The following is a 20857-nucleotide window of genomic DNA, read 5'->3' as shown; positions in this document are numbered from 1 at the left end:
GTTAATTCTGTTCAGTTTCGGTTATTTGAAATAGTTTTATATTGATCTTAAAATCCTTATGCTGCAGGTTTAAGCTATCCGCGAAGATATGTTTTTTTGCCTCAAAAGTAAAATCGATTTTTTCCTTATTGTTTTTTGTGTACACAATTTCTTTTAACAGGCCGTTTTCTTTATTGAAGAACAGATAATAGGCCTTATGATCAGCCTTTGACAGATAAATTTTAGAATCATTATTTTCAAATGATTCACTCACCGGGTATTGTTTTTTCAACAGCTCCCGGAAGTCATTTCTTAAAAAATTGATAACGATCTTTTTATCCAGATCCGGGAGAACATAATTCAGCTTAAAATCATTCTCAGAGATCTCGAAATCGATTAGTTTATTTCCAAAATCAGAGGTCATAGCCACACGATGGGTTGTTTCATTAAGCTTCTTAATGATCAGTATACCGCTTACATGATTTTTATAAATATCCATTTGGCATTTATAAACATAGTCTTCACCGGATGAAAAATATAAATTTTCAACAGTTTTTTCAGAACTCTGAACCGGTTTTGCCTCTGGAAGTTTATAGCTTTTGCAGGAAACAAACAGCAAAACAAGGAAACTATAAACTAAACTCTGAAGCTGCGATCGTTGCATTGATCTTGGTGTTTTTGAAAACAATATTAGTAGTATCTCCCGAGGCTTCCGTCATATTCACCTGAGAAACAGCAGATTGATTCTTAGGAAAATGCAGTTCGATCTGTTTGATGTATTTCAACAGTTGGGAAGATTTCGGAGTGAATTTCGCCACGTTGAAGTTTCCGTTTTTGTAATAAGAAACAGTAAATTCAGGATCGCTGAACATTTTTCCGTTCGAGCTTCCTACAATCAGCTTATTGATTTTTTCAAATGTCTTACTCTTGGCATCTACCGATGATTTTTTCCCCTGGTCGTTGATGAAAATTTTATTATCCTTAAAAACAATGCTGTACTGATAAGGTTTGGTGTATTTCCAGCTCAGCATATTCGGGGTTTTTAAAGACATTTTCCCGTAAGTGACAATATTTTTATCCAGAAAATCCATTTTCTTGGTCTGGGTAAAGTCGCTTTGCATGGTTTTGATTTGTTGGGCCTCAGAAGAAACTTTGGTGACAAATGCTTTTGCTTCCGCTCCTGACATTGCTGTCATCTGTGCAGAAATGAAGCCGGAAACTAATAAAAATGCTCCAAAAGCAATATTTTTAATCATTTTTCTTTGATTTTTGTAATTGAATCGACCGTAAATGTCGAATATTTTTTATCCTTCAAAAATAACAATAAATCGGCCAATACGTGATAAGTCTTTTCGGAAGTGTCGTGCAGAAGAATGATACTTCCTTTCTTCAGACCTTTTGTTATTCTTTTATAAATCTTCTTTTCATCGTCTATCACCGTATCCAGTGAACGGACATTCCAGCCGATGCTTTTTTTATGAGTTCTTTTTATAGCTTTGGCAATATTTGGATTGGTAACACCGAAAGGAGGCCGGTATAAATCAGTTTGTACAGGGCCGGCTTTTGCCATTATATCATCACATTTCTCAATCTCCTCTGTCATTTTTGAAGCTGATAGGAAGCCTGTATTGTTGGAATGGGAAAAGGTGTGATTTCCGACGGTATGCCCTTCGGCAATAATCCTTTGAAATGTTTCAGGAAATTTTTCGATCTGTTTTCCGATGCAGAAAAAGGTAGCCTTTACCTGATGTTCTTTAAGCAAATCTAAAAACTGCGGGGTAAATTCAGTCGGCCCGTCGTCAAAAGTCAGGGCAACTTCATTGGTTTTCGTTCTTTTATGAGTAATGCTGTTGACAAAATACCCGAGCTGTATATCAAAAGATCCCCAGACTATAACTGCAGAAAATGCCAGAAAACAAGCTATATAAACCCAAAAGCTTCCATGAAACGCATAAATAAATGCATTGCAGACAAGATAAAATAGAATGAATGGGTAATGCTTCATCTTCTGTTATTTTGAATTTGGCAATAACAAATTTACAAATTCATTATTTACCCTTTCATTTTAAGCTCTCTCCAGCAGCATAAGACTATGATCGCTTCCTGCCAGATGATTATAAAGAAGAATATTTTTAACTTCTGTCTTTTTCTCTGAATTGATCATCATTATTTCCGGGATCTGCTGATCCTTCAGAATATGACACGCCATAAATGTTGAAAAGCCACTGGCTGTATTGAATTCTCCGCTCAGATGTTTGTAGTACAGCAAAGCTGAATTTTGAAATGCATCCATCGCTTTTGTATAGTACGCATCAGATGCAGAATCGCTGCTGAAACCTAAGATCACCACGTCAATGTCTTCATGTTTCAAATTATTTTTGGCTAAAAAGTCGGTTATAAAAGTCGGTGTTTCTTCCAGATCCAATCTGTTGATCATCTGAATATCTCTGAGTTTAGCATAAGAATTTTCAGTTTTTTCTTCTCCTAAAACAAAGAAAGCCGCACCTTCACCCCAGATCACGCCATTTGTTTCAGAATGTAAATAATCAGCAGGAAGATCCTCTTCTTTTTTAATAGTGTTATTCAAACAATACAGCTCCATAGTTCTGTTAGTCTGCTCATCCGCAGCACCTACGAGAACATTTTCAGCTTCGCCGTCATTGATCTGAAGTTTGGCATCCAGGAATGAAAACTCCAGAGATGAAGAGGTATTAACATACGTGAAATTGTACGCATGGCATTGAAGTCCAAGCGCAATTTGTCCTGCAACGGTATTATGAGTAGACTGAATAAAGAATGTTGGAGTTAAAAACTCTTCCTTGTTATCAATCACATTTTTCAAAAATTTTTCAGAATCCTGTGAACATCCCATTCCTGTTCCCACAATAATGGCATCCGGCTGTTCAATTCCAGCTTCTTTTAAAGCATAATGGGAAGCTACGGAGCTCATTTTTACGGTCTTAGACATTCTTCTGCTCATCGCAGGCGGAATGAATTCTTTATAATTAGGCTCTACCGCTTTTAAAATCTGAATAGATTGGTCAGCCTTAAGATCCTGGAGGAAATTTTCTTTTAAAGTGTCCTGTACTGAAATGCAGGATGCACTGTTGATGTATACGGCACTCATGATTTTGAGAAAATTAAAGTAGAACAGTTACCACCAAATCCGAATGAATTGGAAAGAACATGGTTGATATTTTTCTCTTTCAGCTCAGTAACCGGGGTTAAATTAAACTCCTGCATTTTCGTTTTGAAATTCAGATTCGGGAAAATGACACTGTGCTGCATCGCCAAAATAGAGAATACCGCTTCAATTCCCGCTGCTGCTGCCAGAGTATGCCCGGTAAAAGCTTTGGTAGAGCTGAATTCAGGAACATTATTTTCTCCAAAAATCCTGATCATGGCAATTCCTTCCGAAAGATCATTATTGGGAGTAGCCGTTCCGTGAACATTGATATAATGGATGTCTGTTTTGGCCAGCCCGGATACTTTAAGTGCCTGCTGCATGGCCAGAAAAGCACCCTGCCCGTTTTCAGACGATGCGGTCTGATGATGGGCATCATTTGCATTACCATAGCCGGAAAGGTAAGCCAGTACTTTTTTATTTTCTTTTTTTACAATCTCATCAGATTCGAGAACGATAAAAGCGGCTGCCTCACCAAGATTCAGACCTTTCCGGTCGTTGTCAAAAGGAGTATTGTAAGAATCTGTAAGGATCATCAGGGTATTGAATCCGTTCAAAGTAAATTTTGAAAGGGAATCTGTTCCTCCAACGATGACACGGTCTAAAACTCCGTTTTTAATCAGTTTTGCTCCCATCATAATAGCATTGGCAGCCGAAGAGCATGCTGTACTGATGGTGGAAACCATACCTTTCAACCCCAGATAATCCGCAATGGCTAAAGAGGAATTACCTGCATCATGAGCATCGATATATTTTTGCTTTTCAGGAAAATGTTCGTAAGAGTAAAAATATCTTTCAGTGATATCCATTCCGGCTACACTGGTGGAAGAGATGAGCCCGGTTTTGTATTCATTGATCTTTGAAATCCCGGCAGATTTTACAGCTTCTCTTGCGGCAATCATACCTAATAAAGAGGTTCTCGTCACATTATTGTCTTCAGGCAGCTGAAGCTGTTGTACGAGCTCTTCATTAGACCATTTTATCTCGCCTGTTTTTATAGATCCGGCATGCCGGGTTTCAAACATCTCAATGTCTGAAATTCCGTGTTTTCCGGATTTTAACGAAATAAAATTTTCCTCCACATTGTTTCCGATGGAGGAAATAATGCCCATTCCTGTTATGGCAATTTTTCGACTCATTTTATTGTATAATGTAACAATATATCAATCTATCAGTGTAACAATAATTGGTAAACTGTTAGATTGATATATTGCTAGATTGAATAAATTATTTCGTTCTGTTCTCTTCAATGAATGCAGCCATTGTATCAATAGACTGGAAGATTTCCTTTCCTTTTTTAGGATCGGCTAATTTTATTCCGTAATCTTTATCAAGCAGAACAATCAGTTCCAGAGCATCAATAGAATCAAGGCCCAAACCGCCTCCGAATAATGGATCCGTATCTTTAATCTCTTCTACAGAAACATCTTCAAGGTTAAGGACTTCAATAATTTTGTGTTTCAATTCTGTTTTTAAGTTTTCCATAATTTTATTAATTAATGTAGCAATTTATCAATTTACCAGTGTAACAATGAAGGGATTGTTACATTGCCGGAATGCTATATTGTTACATTTATGTTATTACATTTTTTATAAGGTTAGCAAATATACAAAAGCTTTGTAATTTTCCTGAAAAAGTTCTGTCCAACCACAAAGAACTTTTTCCGCTTTTCCGGACAGCAGGATCTGTTCTGCATAATCGGTTAAAAATTTTTCATCAAATTCATCTAAAACGAAAAAAGCATTCTCCGTCTGCATTGTATGTCTGATACTGATCTCACCTACACAGATGTTAGGTAAGGTATAGACAAATACAGCAGGACTTGGGAAGTAATTTTCCTGCGAATTGATGCTTTCCTGATATTTAAAATCAGTATCCAGACTTGATGACCTGTTGGCAAGAACCACTGCTGTTCTGCTGTGGTCTTCATCTTTTAAAACCATTTCAGCAGCGAGAAATGCAAGTTTACTCAGATTATCCATTTTATGAAACTTTGGGTAATTGAGTTCTAAGCTTTTATAGGCACCTTTTGCAAAGTCATGAAATGTTTCGCTCTGGCTTTCAAAAACAGGATCTCCGTTAACGGTTATTTTTGAATGTTCTATGATACAGCTGTCAGTTTTTTTCATCACTTTCATTTTAACATTTTTCGAAAACAATAGCCGCATTGCATCCGCCAAAGCCTGAAGCTGTTTTTAAAATATACTGAATGGCTGCAAACTGGTTTTCTTTAATGATATTTAAAGGCTGGGAAACTCCTGTTTCTTCAAAATTCTTTGAAGGAATCAGAATCCCGTGGCGGGCACTTTCCATAGATATAATGCTTTCAAGAAGTCCGGATGCGCCGAGACAGTGTCCGTAATACCCCTTCATGCTGTTTAATGGAATATTTTGAAGCTCCATTCTGTTGAAAGCAATGGCTTCCATTTCATCATTATAAATAGTAGCAGTTCCGTGGGCGGAAACAAAATCAATCTGTTCCGATGTGACATTTGCTTCTGTCATTGCACTTTTGATGCTGGCATAGAGTCCGTCTCCTGTTCTGGAAGGGCCGGAAATATGATTGGCATCATTCACTGCAGAATCTCCGGATATTTTAAACCTAAAGTTTTCGTTTTTATTCGGGGCAGAAGTAATATACGTGGCGGCAGCTGCTTCACCAATATTGATGCCGTTCCTGTTTTTATCATATGGTTTACAGGGTTCTGTTCCGATGGCCTGGAAAGAATTGAATCCGGAGATCACAAACTCAGAAACCTCATCGCCGGCAATCACAAAAGCATCTTTATATTTTCCTGCCTGGATCATATTTTTGGCAACAGCAATAGCCATTACTCCTGAAACACAGGCATTGGAAACGACAACTGGTTTTGTTTTAAATCCAAAGTAATCAGCAATTTTCTGCGCTAAATTTGAAAGATAAACGCCTTCCGGTAACTCCGCCTGATTTTTTAATAAGCTGATATTTCCTTTGGTCGTTGATAATATAAAAGCCGTTTCTTCCGTAATTTCATGCTTTTCAACCAGAGGTTTAAGACTCAGAAGAAACATTTTTTCCAGCCTTGTAAAATCCGGGTTGTCGAAATTGGTTTTAAATTCTTCTTCCAGCTTTTCAGTATCAATAATGGAAGCATAAAAAGCTTCGTGGTTTTCGATAACTTTATGTAATGCGACTCCTGATTTTCCTTCCACCAGATGGTTCCAGTTGGAAGCAACATCGAATCCTAAAGGAGTGACGCAGTTGTAGTCTGTAATATAAGTTTCTTTCTTCATTATAATCCCATTTTAACTTTCCAGGCCTGAAAAAAGTCCGGATTATAAAGGCATAAGCTTCCATTGCTGTCTAAGAATACCTGAATGGTTTCTCCACTGCATACCAATTGATCTTCCTGGTTGAAAAGCTCATAAGTGTAGATCAGTTTTGCGGATACCGAATTCACAAAAGTGGTGACAATCCTGAATGTTTCACCATACTTTAACGGCAAAAAATGCTCACAGGTACTTTTTACGATAGGTGTCACATAGCCTTCCCTCTGAATATCAAGATAAGTGAGGCCGTGTTCTCTTCCGAAAGCCTCCCTTCCGTCTTCAAAATACACGATATAATGTCCGTGCCAGACAATGCCCAGCGGATCTGTTTCGTTGAACCTTACTCTTACTTCTTCGGTACAGGTCAATATGTTTTCTTTAGACTGCATTTTGTTTTCGCTCGTAAAAAATAGAAATAGTTACCATGGCAATATAGAATGCAAAAAGGAATGCGAGCTCTTTGGCAATTCCTCCGATACTGCTGTTCCTTAAAATAATATCGTAATAGGCATTCAGTCCCCAGTTCATTGGAGAAAATTTTGCTACGGTCTGCATAAATTCAGGCATTAAGAATACGGGAACCCATATTCCTCCGATCGCGGCCAGAACAACCACCGAAGTAGCTCCAAAAGGAGCAGACTGTTCCTGGGTGTCGGCAATGGTTCCCAGTAAAACGCCAAATCCGATCGCCGCCAGCCCTGAAAACAGGGTAACAACAAGGAGATGGAACATTTTTCCAGAAACATCGAAAGCCGGAAGATCCATATAGGGAAAAAGATAGATACCCACGGCTACCATCAGTAAAAACTGAATGATACAGATGATGAGGTAAGTGAATGTTTTTCCTAAAATATGAACAAAATAAGGGGTCGGACTGATCCTTGCTCTTACGCTTGTACCCTGGCTTTTTTCTTTCACTAAATTAATAGAAAGAGGAACTACAATGAAAAAAATGGCAAAAAGTGTCCATGCCGGGACATTATGCTGAACAGAATTCGGCATTACGTCCATGGTGCCCTTTTTCGGGGTGATTTCTTTGAAACTGATCAGGTTTTTATTTTCCTCAAGGTTTTCCTCAGTTCCCAGCTGATCCTGAAATGCTTTGTAGATCTTTTTGTTTTCGATCTCAAAAACCATTTTATTCACGGAATTCATCACTGAGTTTTTGAATCCTGCATTGGTAGCCGGATCAAAATACAGGTGAATTTCTTTTGCTTTCGGAGCTGTTTTTTTAACAGCTGCAGAATCTCCTTCCAAGCCAAACGAGCTTACAATCGTCTGAACTTTGGAATCTATATTTGAATTTAAATCTTTCGTTAAATTTTCAGGAATAACGATGGCCATCTGGTAATCTCCGGAAAACACGGCTTCCTGCGCTGACTTTTCATTATAGTTGGTCAGCAGCTGGAATGTTTTACTGGTTTCCAGTTCCTGTTTTATATTTTTTGAGACTTCAGACTTGTCATTATCAATGAAAATGATCGGGATCTTTGAGCCTTCCAGATTTTTGAAGGTAGAATCCTGAATTAAAGTGATCGTTACAATTAACAGCAACGGCATGACGAAAATAATGACTATTCCCCCGATATCTCTCTTCAGAAGAAGGATTTCCTTCACGAAGCTTCTCCAAAGTTTATACAACAACATCTCTTAGTTCTTTTCCTGTTAATGATATGAAAACGTCTTCCAGGTTTTCAGCGTTTGCGATCTGTGATACCAATTCTTCCGGTGTTCCTATGGCGTGGATTCTTCCCCGGTCGATAATGGCGATCTTGGTACAGAACTCCTCCGCTTCGGAAAGGTGGTGAGACGTATAAATAATACAGGTTCCGTTTTTATTCAGCTCCTGCAGGAAGTCGATGATCACTTTTTTAGACTGAACATCAACGCCTACGGTCGGCTCATCCAGAAACAGTACTTTCGGATTGTGAAGCGTTCCTGCGATGAGGTTGCAGCGGCGCTTCATTCCTCCGGAAAACTGTTCTACCTGTTTATCTGCAAACTTCGAGAGCCCCATGATCTCTAAGGATTCATCGATGACTCTTTTAAGTTCTTTATGCTTTAAACCGTACAGGCTTCCATAAAACATTAAGTTTTCTTTAGCAGTAAGAGTTGGATAAAGAGCATATTCCTGAGGAACGATGCCAATAATCTGTTTGATTTTAAAGCTGTCTTTATGAGGAGACAGACCGTTGATGGTAAACTGTCCCGAGGTCGGTTTGATCAAGCCTGAAAGCATAGAGATCAAAGTGGTTTTTCCTGCTCCGTTCGGCCCAAGAATTCCATAGATCTCGTTTTTTTCTATAGTCAGCGAAATGTCGTTGACAGAAAAGTCATCGGAGTTTTTATATTTTTTATAGAGATTTTTAATCTCAATCATATTCTCTGCCATATCAGATCGCTTTTCTCAGTTTTTTATAAAAAGCTTCTTCCAGATCAGCAATATGAAGCATGGATTTTGAAAGGTTGTTGTAAATATCGCTTTTCGAGTTTCTGTTTTTGTAAACACGGGCAATATCCACGGCAAAGTCTCTCCATAAATCGCCGATGGCTGTAATTTCTTTTGAAAGCTCTTTTAACTCTTCATTTTTAAGAATTACCGAAGCTTCCTGAAGAAATGCTCCATATATAAACCGGAAACCGCCTCCTCCGGTGCCTATCTCTTCCTGCATTCTTATCAGTTGTCCGAGATAGTGATTGGTGACTTTTGTCCCTTTCTTTTCTGCCCATTTCGGAATGCTTCTGGCCACCCATCTCATAGCTTTTACACCGATAAGAGGAACCGGAGCCAGCATATTTTTGCAGGTATCTTTGATCCCTTTTCTGATGGCTTCTTCAATATTCACATTTTCCGGAATGTAGGTCGGGTAGTACATGTGTCCTTTTGGAGGCAGTGCACCTTTGGCATATCTTACCTTTTCCAGTTCAGCTTCTGATAGGGTAGTGGTATAATCCATCACCGGATCGCTGATCAGGAATTTTCCGTCCTCTTTACCGTATACCACAAGATTGTGGGCATTGAAGTGAAATTTATATTCTTCGGGGAAATAAGTAAGATTAAAGACACCTACCTGAAGTCCTGTAGGAATATTCTGATTTAAGTTTCTTTCTAAAGCGGACTGTGCCTCTTTAGGGTTGGAAAATTTTTCTCTTTTGATTTTAATCCCCAGTCGTTTTGCTGCTTTGCTGAAAATAGCGCCCGGCATCGGTCTATAGCTGAAGCCTGGAGCGAAATTCACTTTCAAAAACGGCAGATAGACAAAAAACAGTCCGGAGCCGATCCCGAAGATCATAGGTTCACTGAGTTTTAAGCCTTTATTAAGTAACAGATTGGAGGCGACACCGTTTTCGCAATGCGCGGTTTGATGGTGTTCGAAGTTAAGTTTCATTTGCTGCTTTTATTCTTTTTCATTGGCGAAATGAAATTCTGCATATTTTTTATGCTTCATTTCTTTATTATTTTCCGTCAAAGTTTTTTAATTCATCCACTGAAATCCCAAATGCATCTGCATATTTTTTCAGTACGGATTGGTTTAGTGTTTTAAATACTTTTGGTTTTGCATGTCTTTTCACTCTCCACTGCCACATACCGACATAAGACGCGAGAACACTTAAGTCCATTTTATTCAGTTCCATGAAGTAAATAATAGGACTTACCAAATTATGGGCAACATTTTGCCTGGCTTCTTCAATCCTTTCATGAATAAGCTCCATAGACTCTTCAAGGGCTGCTTTTTTAGCTTCCCAGCCAATGCTGTTTGCCGTTGTATAATTGTCATTTTCGTCCGTCACATACAAGACTTCGGTCATGTTTGCTGACTTCAGATTGCTTTCGTCCTGAGGCAGGTCTTGTTTTTTCATGTAAACCGTATTATTCTTTTTAATCAGTTGGCTAAAATAGTGAAAATACATTATATGTAAATCATATTACATTAATGCCAGAACAGGCTTTATTAAAAGATAATTCAAATTTTAACATAAAAAGTCATAATGCGCAGTTTACTGTAACAAGTGCATGATGAATGTAGACTTATTGAATTCTATGAAATTTGATTTAAATAAATAAAACTTATGAAGAAATTTTTTATTTCTGTTTCACTTTTCTGCATGCTGCATGCCATGGCGCAGAAATTTGATACTCAAAAGGTGACGGACAGCCAGGGATATACTTACGAAACGGTTAAGAATGACCAATCCGGTGTCAGGGTATATACCTTGAAAAACGGACTAAAGGTTTATCTGGCAAAAAATGATGACGCCCCAAGAATCCAGACTTATATTCCTGTAAGAACGGGGTCTAATAATGATCCAAGTGACAATACAGGTCTGGCACATTATCTTGAACACATGGTTTTCAAGGGAACTTCTCATTTGGGAACTCAGGACTGGACAAAGGAAAAAGCATTGCTTCAACAGATCTCTGACCTTTATGAGCAGCACAAAGCAGAAAAGGATCCTGAAAAGAAAAAACTGCTTTATAAAAAAATAGATGAGGTTTCTCAGGAAGCTTCCAAGTATGCAATTGCCAATGAATATGATAAAGCGATCTCTTCATTGGGAGCAACGGGAACGAATGCACACACATGGCTTGATGAAACGGTTTATAAAAATAATATTCCATCCACTGAGCTTGAAAAATGGCTGAAAGTGGAAAAAGAACGCTTTTCTGAACTGGTATTGCGTCTTTTCCATACAGAACTGGAAGCTGTGTATGAAGAATATAACAGAGCTCAGGATAATGACGGCCGTCTGGTAAACTATGCAATGATGGAAGCGCTTTTTCCAAAGCATCCTAATGGACAGCAGACGACGATTGGAACTTCAGAACACCTGAAAAGCCCTTCAATGATTGCTATTCATAAATATTTTGACACGTATTATGTGCCTAATAATATGGCTGTTGTTCTGGTAGGGGATCTGGATTTTGATAAAACCATTAAAATGGTAGATCAGTATTTTGGAGCTTTCAAGTACAAAGAGCTGCCAATGAAAAAGATGGTGTCGGAACAGCCGATGGAAAGCATTGTGACAAGAACGGTAAAAAGCCCGAGCACACCAAGAATGACTATGGCCTGGAGATCTGATTCCAATGGGACCCAGAATGCGAGATTGGCAGATGTGGTTGCGGAAATTTTAAGCAACAGAGGAGATGCAGGTCTGATAGACCTTAATATGAATCAAACGCAAAAGGTATTAGGTGCAGGAGCTTATGAATCTGCTTTTAAAACTTATGGTGCTTTTACCATGTCCGTAACTCCGAAAGAGGGACAAAGCTTTGACGATGCTAAAAAACTATTGCTGGATCAGTTGGATTTAGTGAAAAAAGGTCAGTTTCCGGATTGGATGCTGAAAGCAATCGTTAATGACAAGAAAGTGCAGCGTATGAAGGCATGGGAAACTGCGGACGGACTGGCAACAACCCTGTATGGTACTTATATTAATGAAAGAACATGGCAGGAGGAATTAGATGATATCAATCAATATGAGAAAATCACAAAGGCGGATGTTGTGAAGTTTGCTAATGAATTTTTCAAAGACAACTATGTGGTTGTTTACAAAGAAAAAGGAGTGAATGATAAACTGGTTCGTGTACAGAATCCGGGAATTACGCCGATTAAGCTGAACAGAGAAGCGCAGTCTCCTTTCCTTAAAGATATTTTAAGCAGTAAAGTAGCTGAGACCAAGCCGGAATTTATTGATTATAAAGCAGCGATCCAGACTTCTCAGATTAAAGATAAGAAGGTAAGTTTTGTAAAGAATAAATATAATGATGTGGCACAGATCAGCTATATTTTCCCTTTCGGAACGGATAATGACAAAGAGCTTTCGGTTGCGGTGACTCTGTTTGAATATCTTGGAACGGATAAATATACTCCTGAGCAGCTGAAAGGGGAATTCTATAAACTGGGAATCTCTTACAGCTTCAGAACGTCCAACGATCAGGTGATCATTACACTGAGCGGCCTTGAAGCCAATATGAAGAAAGGTGCTGAACTGATGAATCACTGGCTTACTAATGTAAAAGCGGATAAAGAAACCTATGCGAAGACTGTGAAAACCATATTGGAGGCAAGGGCCGCCGGTAAAAAGGATAAAACAAGAATTATGGCTGCTCTTACCAACTATGCTAAGTATGGAAAGAATTCAAGAATGACGGATATTGTTTCCAAAGAACGTCTTGAGAGCATTGATGCAACCGAACTGACTAAGAAAATCAAAGTATTAAACCAGTCTCCATATGAAATATTCCTTTACGGACAGGAGCAGTCAGGTTTAGAGAAAGCAGTTAAGCCATATATTACAGAAACCAGTGTGCAGCCAGCAAAAGCTAAGGAATATCCGGAGCCTGCTGCAGAGGGGAAAGTATATTTCACAAACTATGACATGGTACAGATGGAAATGTCTAAAGTAGCGAAAGGAGGTAATGTAAACTTAAGTAACTTCGGAAAAGCGAATGTTTTCAATGAGTATTTCGGAAGAGGTCTGTCTTCTATTGTATTCCAGGAAATCAGAGAAAGTAAGTCACTGGCTTATTCGGCTTATGTTTCTTATGCGAATGCAACGGAGAAAGGACATGCGAACTATATCACGAATTATATAGGAACTCAGGCTAATAAACTTCCGTTAGCGGTAAACGCAATGAATGATCTTATGGCATCCCTGCCACAGATTCCGGCACAGTTTGAGAATTCAAAAGGTTCTGCACTGAAGCAGATTGCATCCAACAGAATCAACAGAACAAATATTTTCTTTAATCAGATGGCGCTGAAAAAGCTTGGTGTTGATTATGATATCAGAAAAGATATTTATTCTGAAATTCAGGGGCTGACGCTGCCGCAGCTTACAAGTTTCTATGATACTGATATAAAGCCTGTAAAATACAATACAGCAATCATCGGTAAAAAAGAAAACCTGAATATGGAATCCATCAATAAGATGGGGACATTCCAGGAGGTATCTCTTGAAGAGATCTTTGGGTACTAACTTTTTATGTTATAAATTTTAAGCGGGGCAGTGATGTCCCGCTTTTTTGTTTGAATTCATCTGAAAGCTGCTTTATTTTCTCTTGGTGTAATTCAGCTTCACAAGCAAATAGATTTCTGTTTTTTCAAGATCATTACACCATGTCCGTTCTGATACTACAGCATTTTCATAGAGATAAAGATCTTCCATATTATTAACATATTCCAGCCTTTCTGAAGTCCGGTACTTAAAGAACGATATGAGGTTCACTTCATCACCGAGTTGTGGCGCAACCGGAAATTCAACAGAAGTTTCAAAATCGAATTCAATGTCATACGAATAGAATCTTACCTTTACGCTCATTATATATTTTATTTAGTCAAATATATTGAAAAATAAAAGGGATCAACTATCAATTATTTTACTTAATAAGTGTATATAAAGAAAAAACCAACCCGATAAAGGTTGGCTTGATATTTTAAGTAAATGATTTTTAAGATTTCACTTCCTGTATAAACAGATTGATTTCTGCCCTGATCAGCAACTCATCATTACTGAAGGTCTCGCAAAAGATATTACAGATATTTTCATACTGGGAGATCAGTGAAGCTTTAGAAATAATCTTATCTCCTGTTTTTGGAAGGGCAAATACTTCAATTTTTTTGATGTTGGTGATAAATCCGATTACTTTCGTGTCTGCGTCTATATTTTCAAAGAAGCTCTGCCCCAGAATGGATGAGCAGGTCTGGGCTAGATTTTCAATCAGGCCGGCTTCTGCCAATTCATTGTTGTGAACAAAGATATTATCTTCTTTTATTTCAAAGGAAGTCACAACCTTTTCTTTGGTCAATTCCAGAATATAATCTGCCATCAGCATCGGTTCGCGGTGCGGCAGAAAGTTATGCATATTGATGAGGTGCTCTTCCTTGATTTCCATTACATTTATTTTACAGCAGTTTTCATTTGGGATTTTGCAATGATCAAACCATTCAGCTTCGTGACAATATCGACCAGCGTTACTCCCATCACTTCATTAAGAATTGTTACTTCCGAGATCAGTCGGTCTCCTGTTTTGGGCAGGGTTTCGGCTTCAAAAGATTTAATGGCCCCGATATATCCTGTAGGAGCCTCTTTTCCTAAAAGATAGTATTTGTAGCCTGTGTGTAAAGCAACGCTTTGTGCCTGATGCTCAATAAGACCGGAAGCCTGAAAAGCTCCATCCTGAATAAAAAGGTTATCTTCTTTTATTTCAAATCCTGAAACAAGACGATCATCAGAGTATTCCGTAAGCTCATGAACCATGACGAATGGAAAACGCTGTGGGATAAGGCTTTCTACGAATTTCTGATCAGATGTCGGCAGTTGGTGTTTCATTAGCAAACCGTTAATAATGCACAAGAGTAGGCGAATCTTCCACTTTCAGGAACACATAACAATACTTTCTCACCTTTTTTCAATGTTCCGGAGTTCATTAATTCTTCCAGTGCAATAAAAATAGAGCCAGCCCCGATGTTTCCTACTTCAGAAAGGTTATAGAACCACTTTTCTGCAGGGAAATCCATGCCTTTTTTAGCAAATTCGTCCTTTAAGCCATCTTTAAAATAGCCTGAAGAGATATGTGCCAGAACATGATCTATTTTTTCAGGATCCAGATTGTGCTTGTCGAAAGAAGATCTTAAGCTTTCTGCTCCTTTTACAAGAATATATTTGTCCAGGATCTTGGTGTCCTGCTTAATGGCAAAGATGGATTCTTTCAGCCATTCATCAGACGGATAATCTGCCCAAGATTTAAGGCTTCCGTCTTCCTGCTTATCGCATCCTGCATACATACAGGCTTCAATTTCGTGGGCGTAAGAATAAAAATCAATAAATTCTATTTTTAAATTGATTCCGTTTTCTCTGGGCTTATTTTCAAGAAGGAATGCCCCGGCACCATCAGAAAGCATCCATCTCAGGAATTCTCTCTTGAAGGCGACGATAGGTCTTTCTTCCAGAAGTTTTAAGTTTTCTGCTTCGTGATTGAATTTATCTGCGGTCATCCATGCAGACATTCTTTCTGAACCTGCACAGACCGCATTTTCCTGTACGCCGGCCTTTACAGAAAGGAATCCGTAGTTCAGGGCATTCATTCCCGAGTTACAGAGTCCTGTAGCGGTATTAATTTCAATAGATTTTCCAATATTCAGCTCGCCATGAACCATAGAAGCATGTGAAGGCTGCATTTGGTCCGGAGAAGTAGTTCCAACAGACAGCAGTTTCATGTCTTTCTTTTGGAAATTTCCATCGAATAGTCCTTCAACAGCTTTTGCTGTAATCTGTGCATTGGTATGGGTAGGATTCCCTTCTTTGTCCAAAGCATAGTATCTGGTTGTGATCTTGTTATTTCTTAAAATCAATGATTTTGCTTTAGAGGGAGCGCCGTTTATCAGACCAAGATAAGTCTCCATTTCATCATTTGATACCGGGTTATTAGGTAAGTATGTTGATGCTTTTGTTATAAATACGTCGTACATTCTATTTTAAATTAATTCCTTGTAAATATGTTTTTTGTTTTTGTCTTTTAGACCAAAATATAGGGGTTGTCAGTAGGTGCAAAACTAAGACGACAGGCGAAATAATCCATATCGCCGCCATCAAATATACCTTAAAGAATTTTATCAGCAATGGACGTTTCTCTTTTTTCTTAATAATAAGGTTGGACCATATGGTGAAGATCTTGTTGCCTACTTTTTCTACTCTTACCAAAAAAGGACGGATCTCTACAGCACCGTTCTGTACCAGATCAGGCTGAAGACCGGACAAGTTTCCATTGCTGAAATGCTTTTCTATAATGTTTCCGTACTTTACAGAGCCCGAAATTTCCTCATTCGAGATCCCTGCAGCAGGAAGGATTCCCGATTTTTCTTTCTGTCCTGTAGTCAGCCAGCGTAAGATCGTCAGTACACTCGTATAATTGTCATGCCTGTCTACCAAAGCAATATTTCCTACCAGTCTTGCTCCAAGGTCTCTTAAATATACTTTAAGCTTTTCCTGGGAAAGCATCCACATATTTCTGGTTCCTGAAATCGTAACCACATCTGTGTCTTTCAGGATCTTCTCTGCAAAACCACTCTTTAAGAATGAAATGACAGGGATAGATGGCGTAAGATACCATACCTGATATCCGAATAAAATAAGGTCGTACTTCTTATTCAGGATTTCCTCAGAAGGCGGGAAGATCTCTTTGGGGATCTGAAGATATGACTCCGGAAAAGTATTGAAGAAAACGTCACCCGGCCAAGGGAAAGGGAAATCTTCCTTCAGCTGAATATTATAATAGGTAACGTCATATTCCTCCTTTTTGGCTTCAAAAGGTTGGGCCATATTCTTCACAATATCCTCCAGCTGGCCGGTTTGCGAATAATAAATGATGAGTATGTTTTTTTTCATTAATATTCTTTAGCGGTTACAAAAATATGCTTTTCATATTTATTTAGTGTTTTTTGAATATTTTAATTGCCTGTGAATTAAATTCCTGTAAATAATCTGGATGGCTTAGCTCTTTAGATACGGTGTTCAGGAATATAACAGTTCCGGGAAGCTCCTTCAGTGTACTGATATCAAAATTGTTATCTGAAATCAGAAGGACATCAATATTTTTATTGATTTCCGAAAAATCATTAATATAATTCAACTTTCTTCTTTTAACCAAATACGTCTGTGCTGCTATTTGTCTTCTTTCCTCATTGTCAATGAACGAGAAAATTCTTCTTTCTGCCTGATAAAGGGTAAGCAGGATATCTTTTTGTCCGAAATCATCTGCAATATGCAGGATAGATGCATCTTTCGGGATGTGTTTGTTCAGTTCAAGATAAACAGATTTGTTGGCGTTAAAATCATCTTTTACTTCTTTTACCACTTCACTGTCTTTGTAGAGATAGCTTAAGAATAACTTTTTCCTGAAATAATTTTCGTCTTCCAGCTCATCTCGCAGTTTTGCAAATTCCTGTCTGAAGTACGCATTGATTTTTTTCGTTCTTTCAGAATAGTTTTTCCCGAAATTCAGATCGTCTTTGCTGATTCTCTCTCCGACTTTTACGGTAATGCTTCCGTCGTAGATAATGAAGTCTCCTTTCGGCAGGACCTCGGAATTTCCGTGAATATATAACGGGAGAATATCCAGCCCGAACTGTTCTGCAAGATAAAACGCTCCTTTATGGAATCTTTTTACATCGTTCGTATAAGATCGTTCTGCTTCAGGAAAGACAACCAGCGAATACCCCTGGTCAATTTTTTCTTTCAGTTTTTCCATTCCGTTCTCTATTCCCTGGGAAACCGGATAAAAGCCGAGAGCTCTTACTAACCTTCCGAAAACAGGAGAGTCATATACCCAGTCATTGACCAGATAGATGATTTTATGGGTTGCCATGGCAATGGCCAGCGTATCCAGGAAAGAAGTATGGTTGGCAATGATAACGGCCGGTCTGCTGAAATCTTCCGCCGGATTTTTTATTACTCTTTTCTTTACAAACGGACTGATGTGCAGTACAGATGTTAAAAATTTAGCTAAAATTAATTTAATGAGATCTAAAGTTCTTCCTTTTGATCTTTTGATAAATACACTTCCGATCAGTGAAAAAACAAATCCTCCCAAACCGTAATAAAAGAATGATATGATGCATCTTAAAAACAGTCTGAAAGTAATAGGGGAAAGTCCTTTTTTTGCTCTGTTTGTGATCACTAATCTGAACCAGAAAGGAAACAGTATTGAGGTAATGATGATCACGGAGAACATCCCGATAAGAGCGACCAAAGCCAAGGAGTGTAATGCAGGATGCTTTGCAAAGATCAAAGAACCGATTGACAGAATGGTTGTGAAAACGGCTAGCATAATAGAAGTTCTGTAAGTCGGAAGCTCATTTTTTCCTGTAGTGTGCTCTTTCTGCATGGCTTTCGTCAGAAAAATACTGAAGTCATCCCCTACACCAAAAACCAATGTACAGACTACCGTACTGAAAATATTTAATTCCAATCCTAAGAAATACAGGATTCCCGCTGTTACGATTCCGGTCAATACAATAGGAAACATAGTGAGAACAGTAAGCTCAAAGTTTCTGAAGAAAACAACAATGGTAAGGATAATAGCCAGAAGAGAATAATTGATCAGTGTACTGAAGTCTCTTTTCAGCAGTCCCAAAAAGTTCTCGTTCATTTGCTGGCGGTCAATGGCAAGAGCATCATGGTTCTTTTCAACATCTTTTATGAAGGCGTCTCTTTTCTTTTCATCTACCTTTACCACATTGGAGACGGTGTAAAATCCGTTTTCATTGCTCAGGAATTCCGAGATCTGCAGTGCTTTTACTTTCTCATAATCCTTTAGGCTTAATACGGAATAATTTTTATTTAAAATTTCATTGAAATTGTCAAAAGCATTGCTGTTGAATCCAAATTGATTCCCACTGTTCACCAGTTCAGCAACAGTGCGGTTCTTTTTGTCTCCATTCCAGAATGTATTCCATACTTCTATCCTTTGTTTCTGATCTTTTTCAGAAAGCACAACATTTCCAAGTGAGTTGTAACTCAGGATCTTTCCTTCCTTTTTTTCCTTCTCAAGAAAGTGGCTCAGCCTTGAGTTTCTTGCCAGTGCCTCTTGCTCCGAGTCCCCATAAGAAATGGTGTAAATGGATTTTGAAGTAATATCAGAAAGTTTCTGAAGTTTGGCCTCACTTATTTTTAATTCTTTCGGAATATAATTCAGGTCACCAATATCCTCATTGAATTGTACATGTCTGAAACCGAACAGGCAGGCAATAATAATGATAGAACAGCCTATGATCAGAGGTTTGTTTTTTTCATAAGGATAAGAGCCGATCCTGTCGATAAAATTAGCGTTGTGTTTACCTTTCTGTTTAGGCTTGTAAAGCTGAGGGACGATGATCAGTGCGGTAACGGAAGAGAAAACAACCGTAATCGCTGCAAAGAGGCCGAGATCTTTCAGAGCTTCAGAACGTACAAATACCAGGCATAAAAAAGAAACAGCAGTCGTGGCGCTGCTCAGTATAATCGGTTGAGTGATCTCTTTGTACAGCTCTTCTATATTATTGTTGTGCTTGTAATGGGTAAGAATATGGAGGGCATAATCTATGGTGATTCCGATAAGAATGGCTCCCACACTCAGGGAAATGGCTGAGATCCTGTCTTTTATAAAATAAAGAATCAGCAGGGCTAGCAATACCGAAAATACAGTCGGTAGAAATACAATGATAGGGGTGAAAAAATTCCTGAAATAATAGATCAGCAGAACCAGAAGCACGGTCATAGAAATCATGACTGTATTCTGAATGTCTTTTTTGATCTGCTGGGCATTCGCTACTGCAATTACCGGAGAACCGAAATAGCTGAGCTCTGTTTTTCCTTTAAACTGTTTATTAACGCTGTCTTTTATCGTATTGAGCTGGTTGATGAAAGCTTCGTTGCTTTTGGTATCATTGCTTTTATTTTTAGGATCAATAAAAAGCAAAAGGTTTTTCCCGTCTTTCGTGACTACATAATTGTCTTCAAGTTTAAAATCCTTGCTGATGTTTAAAGCATTCAGTTTTTTGATTCCTAAATAGGTGATTCCCAAAGGATCTTTTTTTATGAATTCCTTTGTCACAAGACTTGTCGGGGAAACCAAAGAGACATAATTATTCTCTACCTGTTTTGAAATACTGTCTTTTTGAAGTTTCCGCTCAATTTCCCTGTAATCATTTTCATCAAGGAAAAGAGGCAGGTTCTGATTGACAAAATCAAATGTTTCCGAGATTTCGCTGTCGTTCACCTTTCCCTGCACAGAGCCTATATATTTTTTCAAAGGTTCAATCTTTTGCAGAAAACTATCGGCCGTTTCAGAAAGCTGAAAGTTGTCTTCCCTGGATTTGTTCTCTATGATTACAATGATCTTGTCTGAAAAATTAAGTTGTTTAAGAACTTTGGCTGTAAGATCCGACTTTTCATTTTTAGGAATTATCTGGTTGATATCTTCTTCAAAATTAATTTTTGAAGCAAAAAAACCGCATAATACAGCGATTCCTAAAGCGAGAATTGCTGAAAGAAGCCTGTTTTTAGATATCAGATAATATAAAAATATAAAGAAACGATGCATTACATTATGAAATCAAGTCTGCAAATTTAATTTTTTCAATATTAGTTCAAAACATTTCGGCTATAAGTTTGTCTGAAAATCAACAAAATATTCTAGGCAGAATAAAAAAATATTCTACTTTTGCAGAAGTTCCCTCTTAAAATATATTTTAAACCAATATTATTACTAAAGAAATAAGAATCTGTTTTAGATATGTTGAAAAAAAATGATGAAAAAATAAACGGATTGCTATTGACGAGCATTCCCTTTTCTGCCGTCTGCATTATCTTGTTACAGGTTTGCATCTTCTTTGTGTGTA

The 20857-nt window shown here is 38.1% G+C and carries 20 protein-coding genes; 1 reads left to right on the top strand and 19 read right to left on the bottom strand.

What is annotated here, in order from left to right; all coding sequences use genetic code 11:
* Position 1 precedes the first annotated feature (1 nt).
* The 13 genes from J4Q03_RS09470 to J4Q03_RS09410 form a co-directional block, all read right to left on the bottom strand.
* Complete coding sequence (locus J4Q03_RS09470; protein WP_426047951.1) at positions 2-643, bottom strand: hypothetical protein; 642 nt, start codon at positions 641-643, stop codon at positions 2-4.
* The gene (locus J4Q03_RS09465) at positions 609-1235 is read right to left on the bottom strand and encodes a LolA family protein (RefSeq protein WP_426047950.1); all 627 of its coding nucleotides are present in this window, start codon (positions 1233-1235) and stop codon (positions 609-611) included. Before J4Q03_RS09465 ends, J4Q03_RS09470 begins: the two co-directional genes overlap by 35 nt.
* Complete coding sequence (locus J4Q03_RS09460; protein ID WP_426047949.1) at positions 1232-1984, bottom strand: polysaccharide deacetylase family protein; 753 nt, start codon at positions 1982-1984, stop codon at positions 1232-1234. The genes J4Q03_RS09465 and J4Q03_RS09460 overlap by 4 nt, the downstream gene beginning before the upstream one ends.
* Positions 1985-2044: 60 nt before the next feature.
* Entirely contained in the window at positions 2045-3106 is a 1062-nt protein-coding gene (locus J4Q03_RS09455) for a beta-ketoacyl synthase N-terminal-like domain-containing protein (RefSeq protein WP_426047948.1), read from the bottom strand.
* On the bottom strand, positions 3103-4302 hold the full coding sequence (locus J4Q03_RS09450; protein ID WP_426047947.1) for a beta-ketoacyl-[acyl-carrier-protein] synthase family protein: 1200 nt from the start codon (positions 4300-4302) through the stop codon (positions 3103-3105). Before J4Q03_RS09450 ends, J4Q03_RS09455 begins: the two co-directional genes overlap by 4 nt.
* An 88-nt stretch (positions 4303-4390) precedes the next feature.
* A complete protein-coding gene (locus J4Q03_RS09445) occupies positions 4391-4648 on the bottom strand; it encodes a phosphopantetheine-binding protein (RefSeq protein ID WP_111958661.1) in 258 nt (85 codons plus the stop codon).
* 105 nt (positions 4649-4753) lie between these two features.
* A complete protein-coding gene (locus J4Q03_RS09440) occupies positions 4754-5293 on the bottom strand; it encodes a 3-oxoacyl-ACP synthase (RefSeq protein ID WP_426047946.1) in 540 nt (179 codons plus the stop codon).
* A gap of 10 nt (positions 5294-5303) precedes the next feature.
* Positions 5304-6437 carry a beta-ketoacyl synthase N-terminal-like domain-containing protein gene (locus tag J4Q03_RS09435; protein WP_426047945.1) on the bottom strand — a complete coding sequence of 378 codons (1134 nt, stop codon included), beginning with the start codon at positions 6435-6437 and terminating at the stop codon, positions 5304-5306.
* Positions 6437-6862, bottom strand: coding sequence for an acyl-CoA thioesterase (locus J4Q03_RS09430; RefSeq protein ID WP_426047944.1), 426 nt, complete (start codon positions 6860-6862; stop codon positions 6437-6439). The genes J4Q03_RS09435 and J4Q03_RS09430 overlap by 1 nt, the downstream gene beginning before the upstream one ends.
* The gene (locus J4Q03_RS09425; RefSeq protein WP_426047943.1) at positions 6852-8120 is read right to left on the bottom strand and encodes an ABC transporter permease; all 1269 of its coding nucleotides are present in this window, start codon (positions 8118-8120) and stop codon (positions 6852-6854) included. Before J4Q03_RS09425 ends, J4Q03_RS09430 begins: the two co-directional genes overlap by 11 nt.
* The gene (locus J4Q03_RS09420; protein ID WP_426047942.1) at positions 8107-8865 is read right to left on the bottom strand and encodes an ABC transporter ATP-binding protein; all 759 of its coding nucleotides are present in this window, start codon (positions 8863-8865) and stop codon (positions 8107-8109) included. The genes J4Q03_RS09425 and J4Q03_RS09420 overlap by 14 nt, the downstream gene beginning before the upstream one ends.
* Before the next feature lies 1 nt (position 8866).
* Entirely contained in the window at positions 8867-9862 is a 996-nt protein-coding gene (locus J4Q03_RS09415; RefSeq protein WP_426047941.1) for a BtrH N-terminal domain-containing protein, read from the bottom strand.
* 67 nt (positions 9863-9929) lie between these two features.
* A complete protein-coding gene (locus J4Q03_RS09410; RefSeq protein WP_426047940.1) occupies positions 9930-10334 on the bottom strand; it encodes a hypothetical protein in 405 nt (134 codons plus the stop codon).
* A gap of 210 nt (positions 10335-10544) precedes the next feature.
* Here J4Q03_RS09410 and J4Q03_RS09405 point away from each other — a divergent pair, with 210 nt between their 5' ends.
* Positions 10545-13457 carry a M16 family metallopeptidase gene (locus tag J4Q03_RS09405; RefSeq protein WP_426047939.1) on the top strand — a complete coding sequence of 971 codons (2913 nt, stop codon included), beginning with the start codon at positions 10545-10547 and terminating at the stop codon, positions 13455-13457.
* 72 nt (positions 13458-13529) lie between these two features.
* On the opposite strand, the gene J4Q03_RS09400 is transcribed toward J4Q03_RS09405, so the two are convergent.
* The 6 genes from J4Q03_RS09400 to J4Q03_RS09375 form a co-directional block, all read right to left on the bottom strand.
* Positions 13530-13799, bottom strand: coding sequence for a hypothetical protein (locus J4Q03_RS09400; protein ID WP_426047938.1), 270 nt, complete (start codon positions 13797-13799; stop codon positions 13530-13532).
* A 130-nt stretch (positions 13800-13929) separates the two neighbouring features.
* Positions 13930-14373, bottom strand: coding sequence for an ABC transporter permease (locus tag J4Q03_RS09395; RefSeq protein WP_426047937.1), 444 nt, complete (start codon positions 14371-14373; stop codon positions 13930-13932).
* A 5-nt stretch (positions 14374-14378) separates the two neighbouring features.
* On the bottom strand, positions 14379-14810 hold the full coding sequence (locus J4Q03_RS09390) for a hypothetical protein (protein WP_426047936.1): 432 nt from the start codon (positions 14808-14810) through the stop codon (positions 14379-14381).
* Positions 14810-15949, bottom strand: coding sequence for a beta-ketoacyl-ACP synthase III (locus J4Q03_RS09385; RefSeq protein ID WP_426047935.1), 1140 nt, complete (start codon positions 15947-15949; stop codon positions 14810-14812). The genes J4Q03_RS09390 and J4Q03_RS09385 overlap by 1 nt, the downstream gene beginning before the upstream one ends.
* Before the next feature lies 1 nt (position 15950).
* Positions 15951-16865 (bottom strand): dialkylrecorsinol condensing enzyme DarA, encoded by a 915-nt coding sequence (locus J4Q03_RS09380; protein ID WP_426047934.1) that lies wholly within the window; start codon positions 16863-16865, stop codon positions 15951-15953.
* A 43-nt stretch (positions 16866-16908) separates the two neighbouring features.
* Positions 16909-20559 carry an MMPL family transporter gene (locus J4Q03_RS09375; protein ID WP_426047933.1) on the bottom strand — a complete coding sequence of 1217 codons (3651 nt, stop codon included), beginning with the start codon at positions 20557-20559 and terminating at the stop codon, positions 16909-16911.
* Between the last annotated feature and the right edge of the window lie 298 nt (positions 20560-20857).

The sequence above is a fragment of the Chryseobacterium sp. NFX27 genome, assembly GCF_049887855.1.
GTDB lineage: Bacteria > Bacteroidota > Bacteroidia > Flavobacteriales > Weeksellaceae > Chryseobacterium.
Note: the sequence above shows the minus strand (reverse complement) of the source record. Positions and strands in the feature narration are given on the sequence as shown.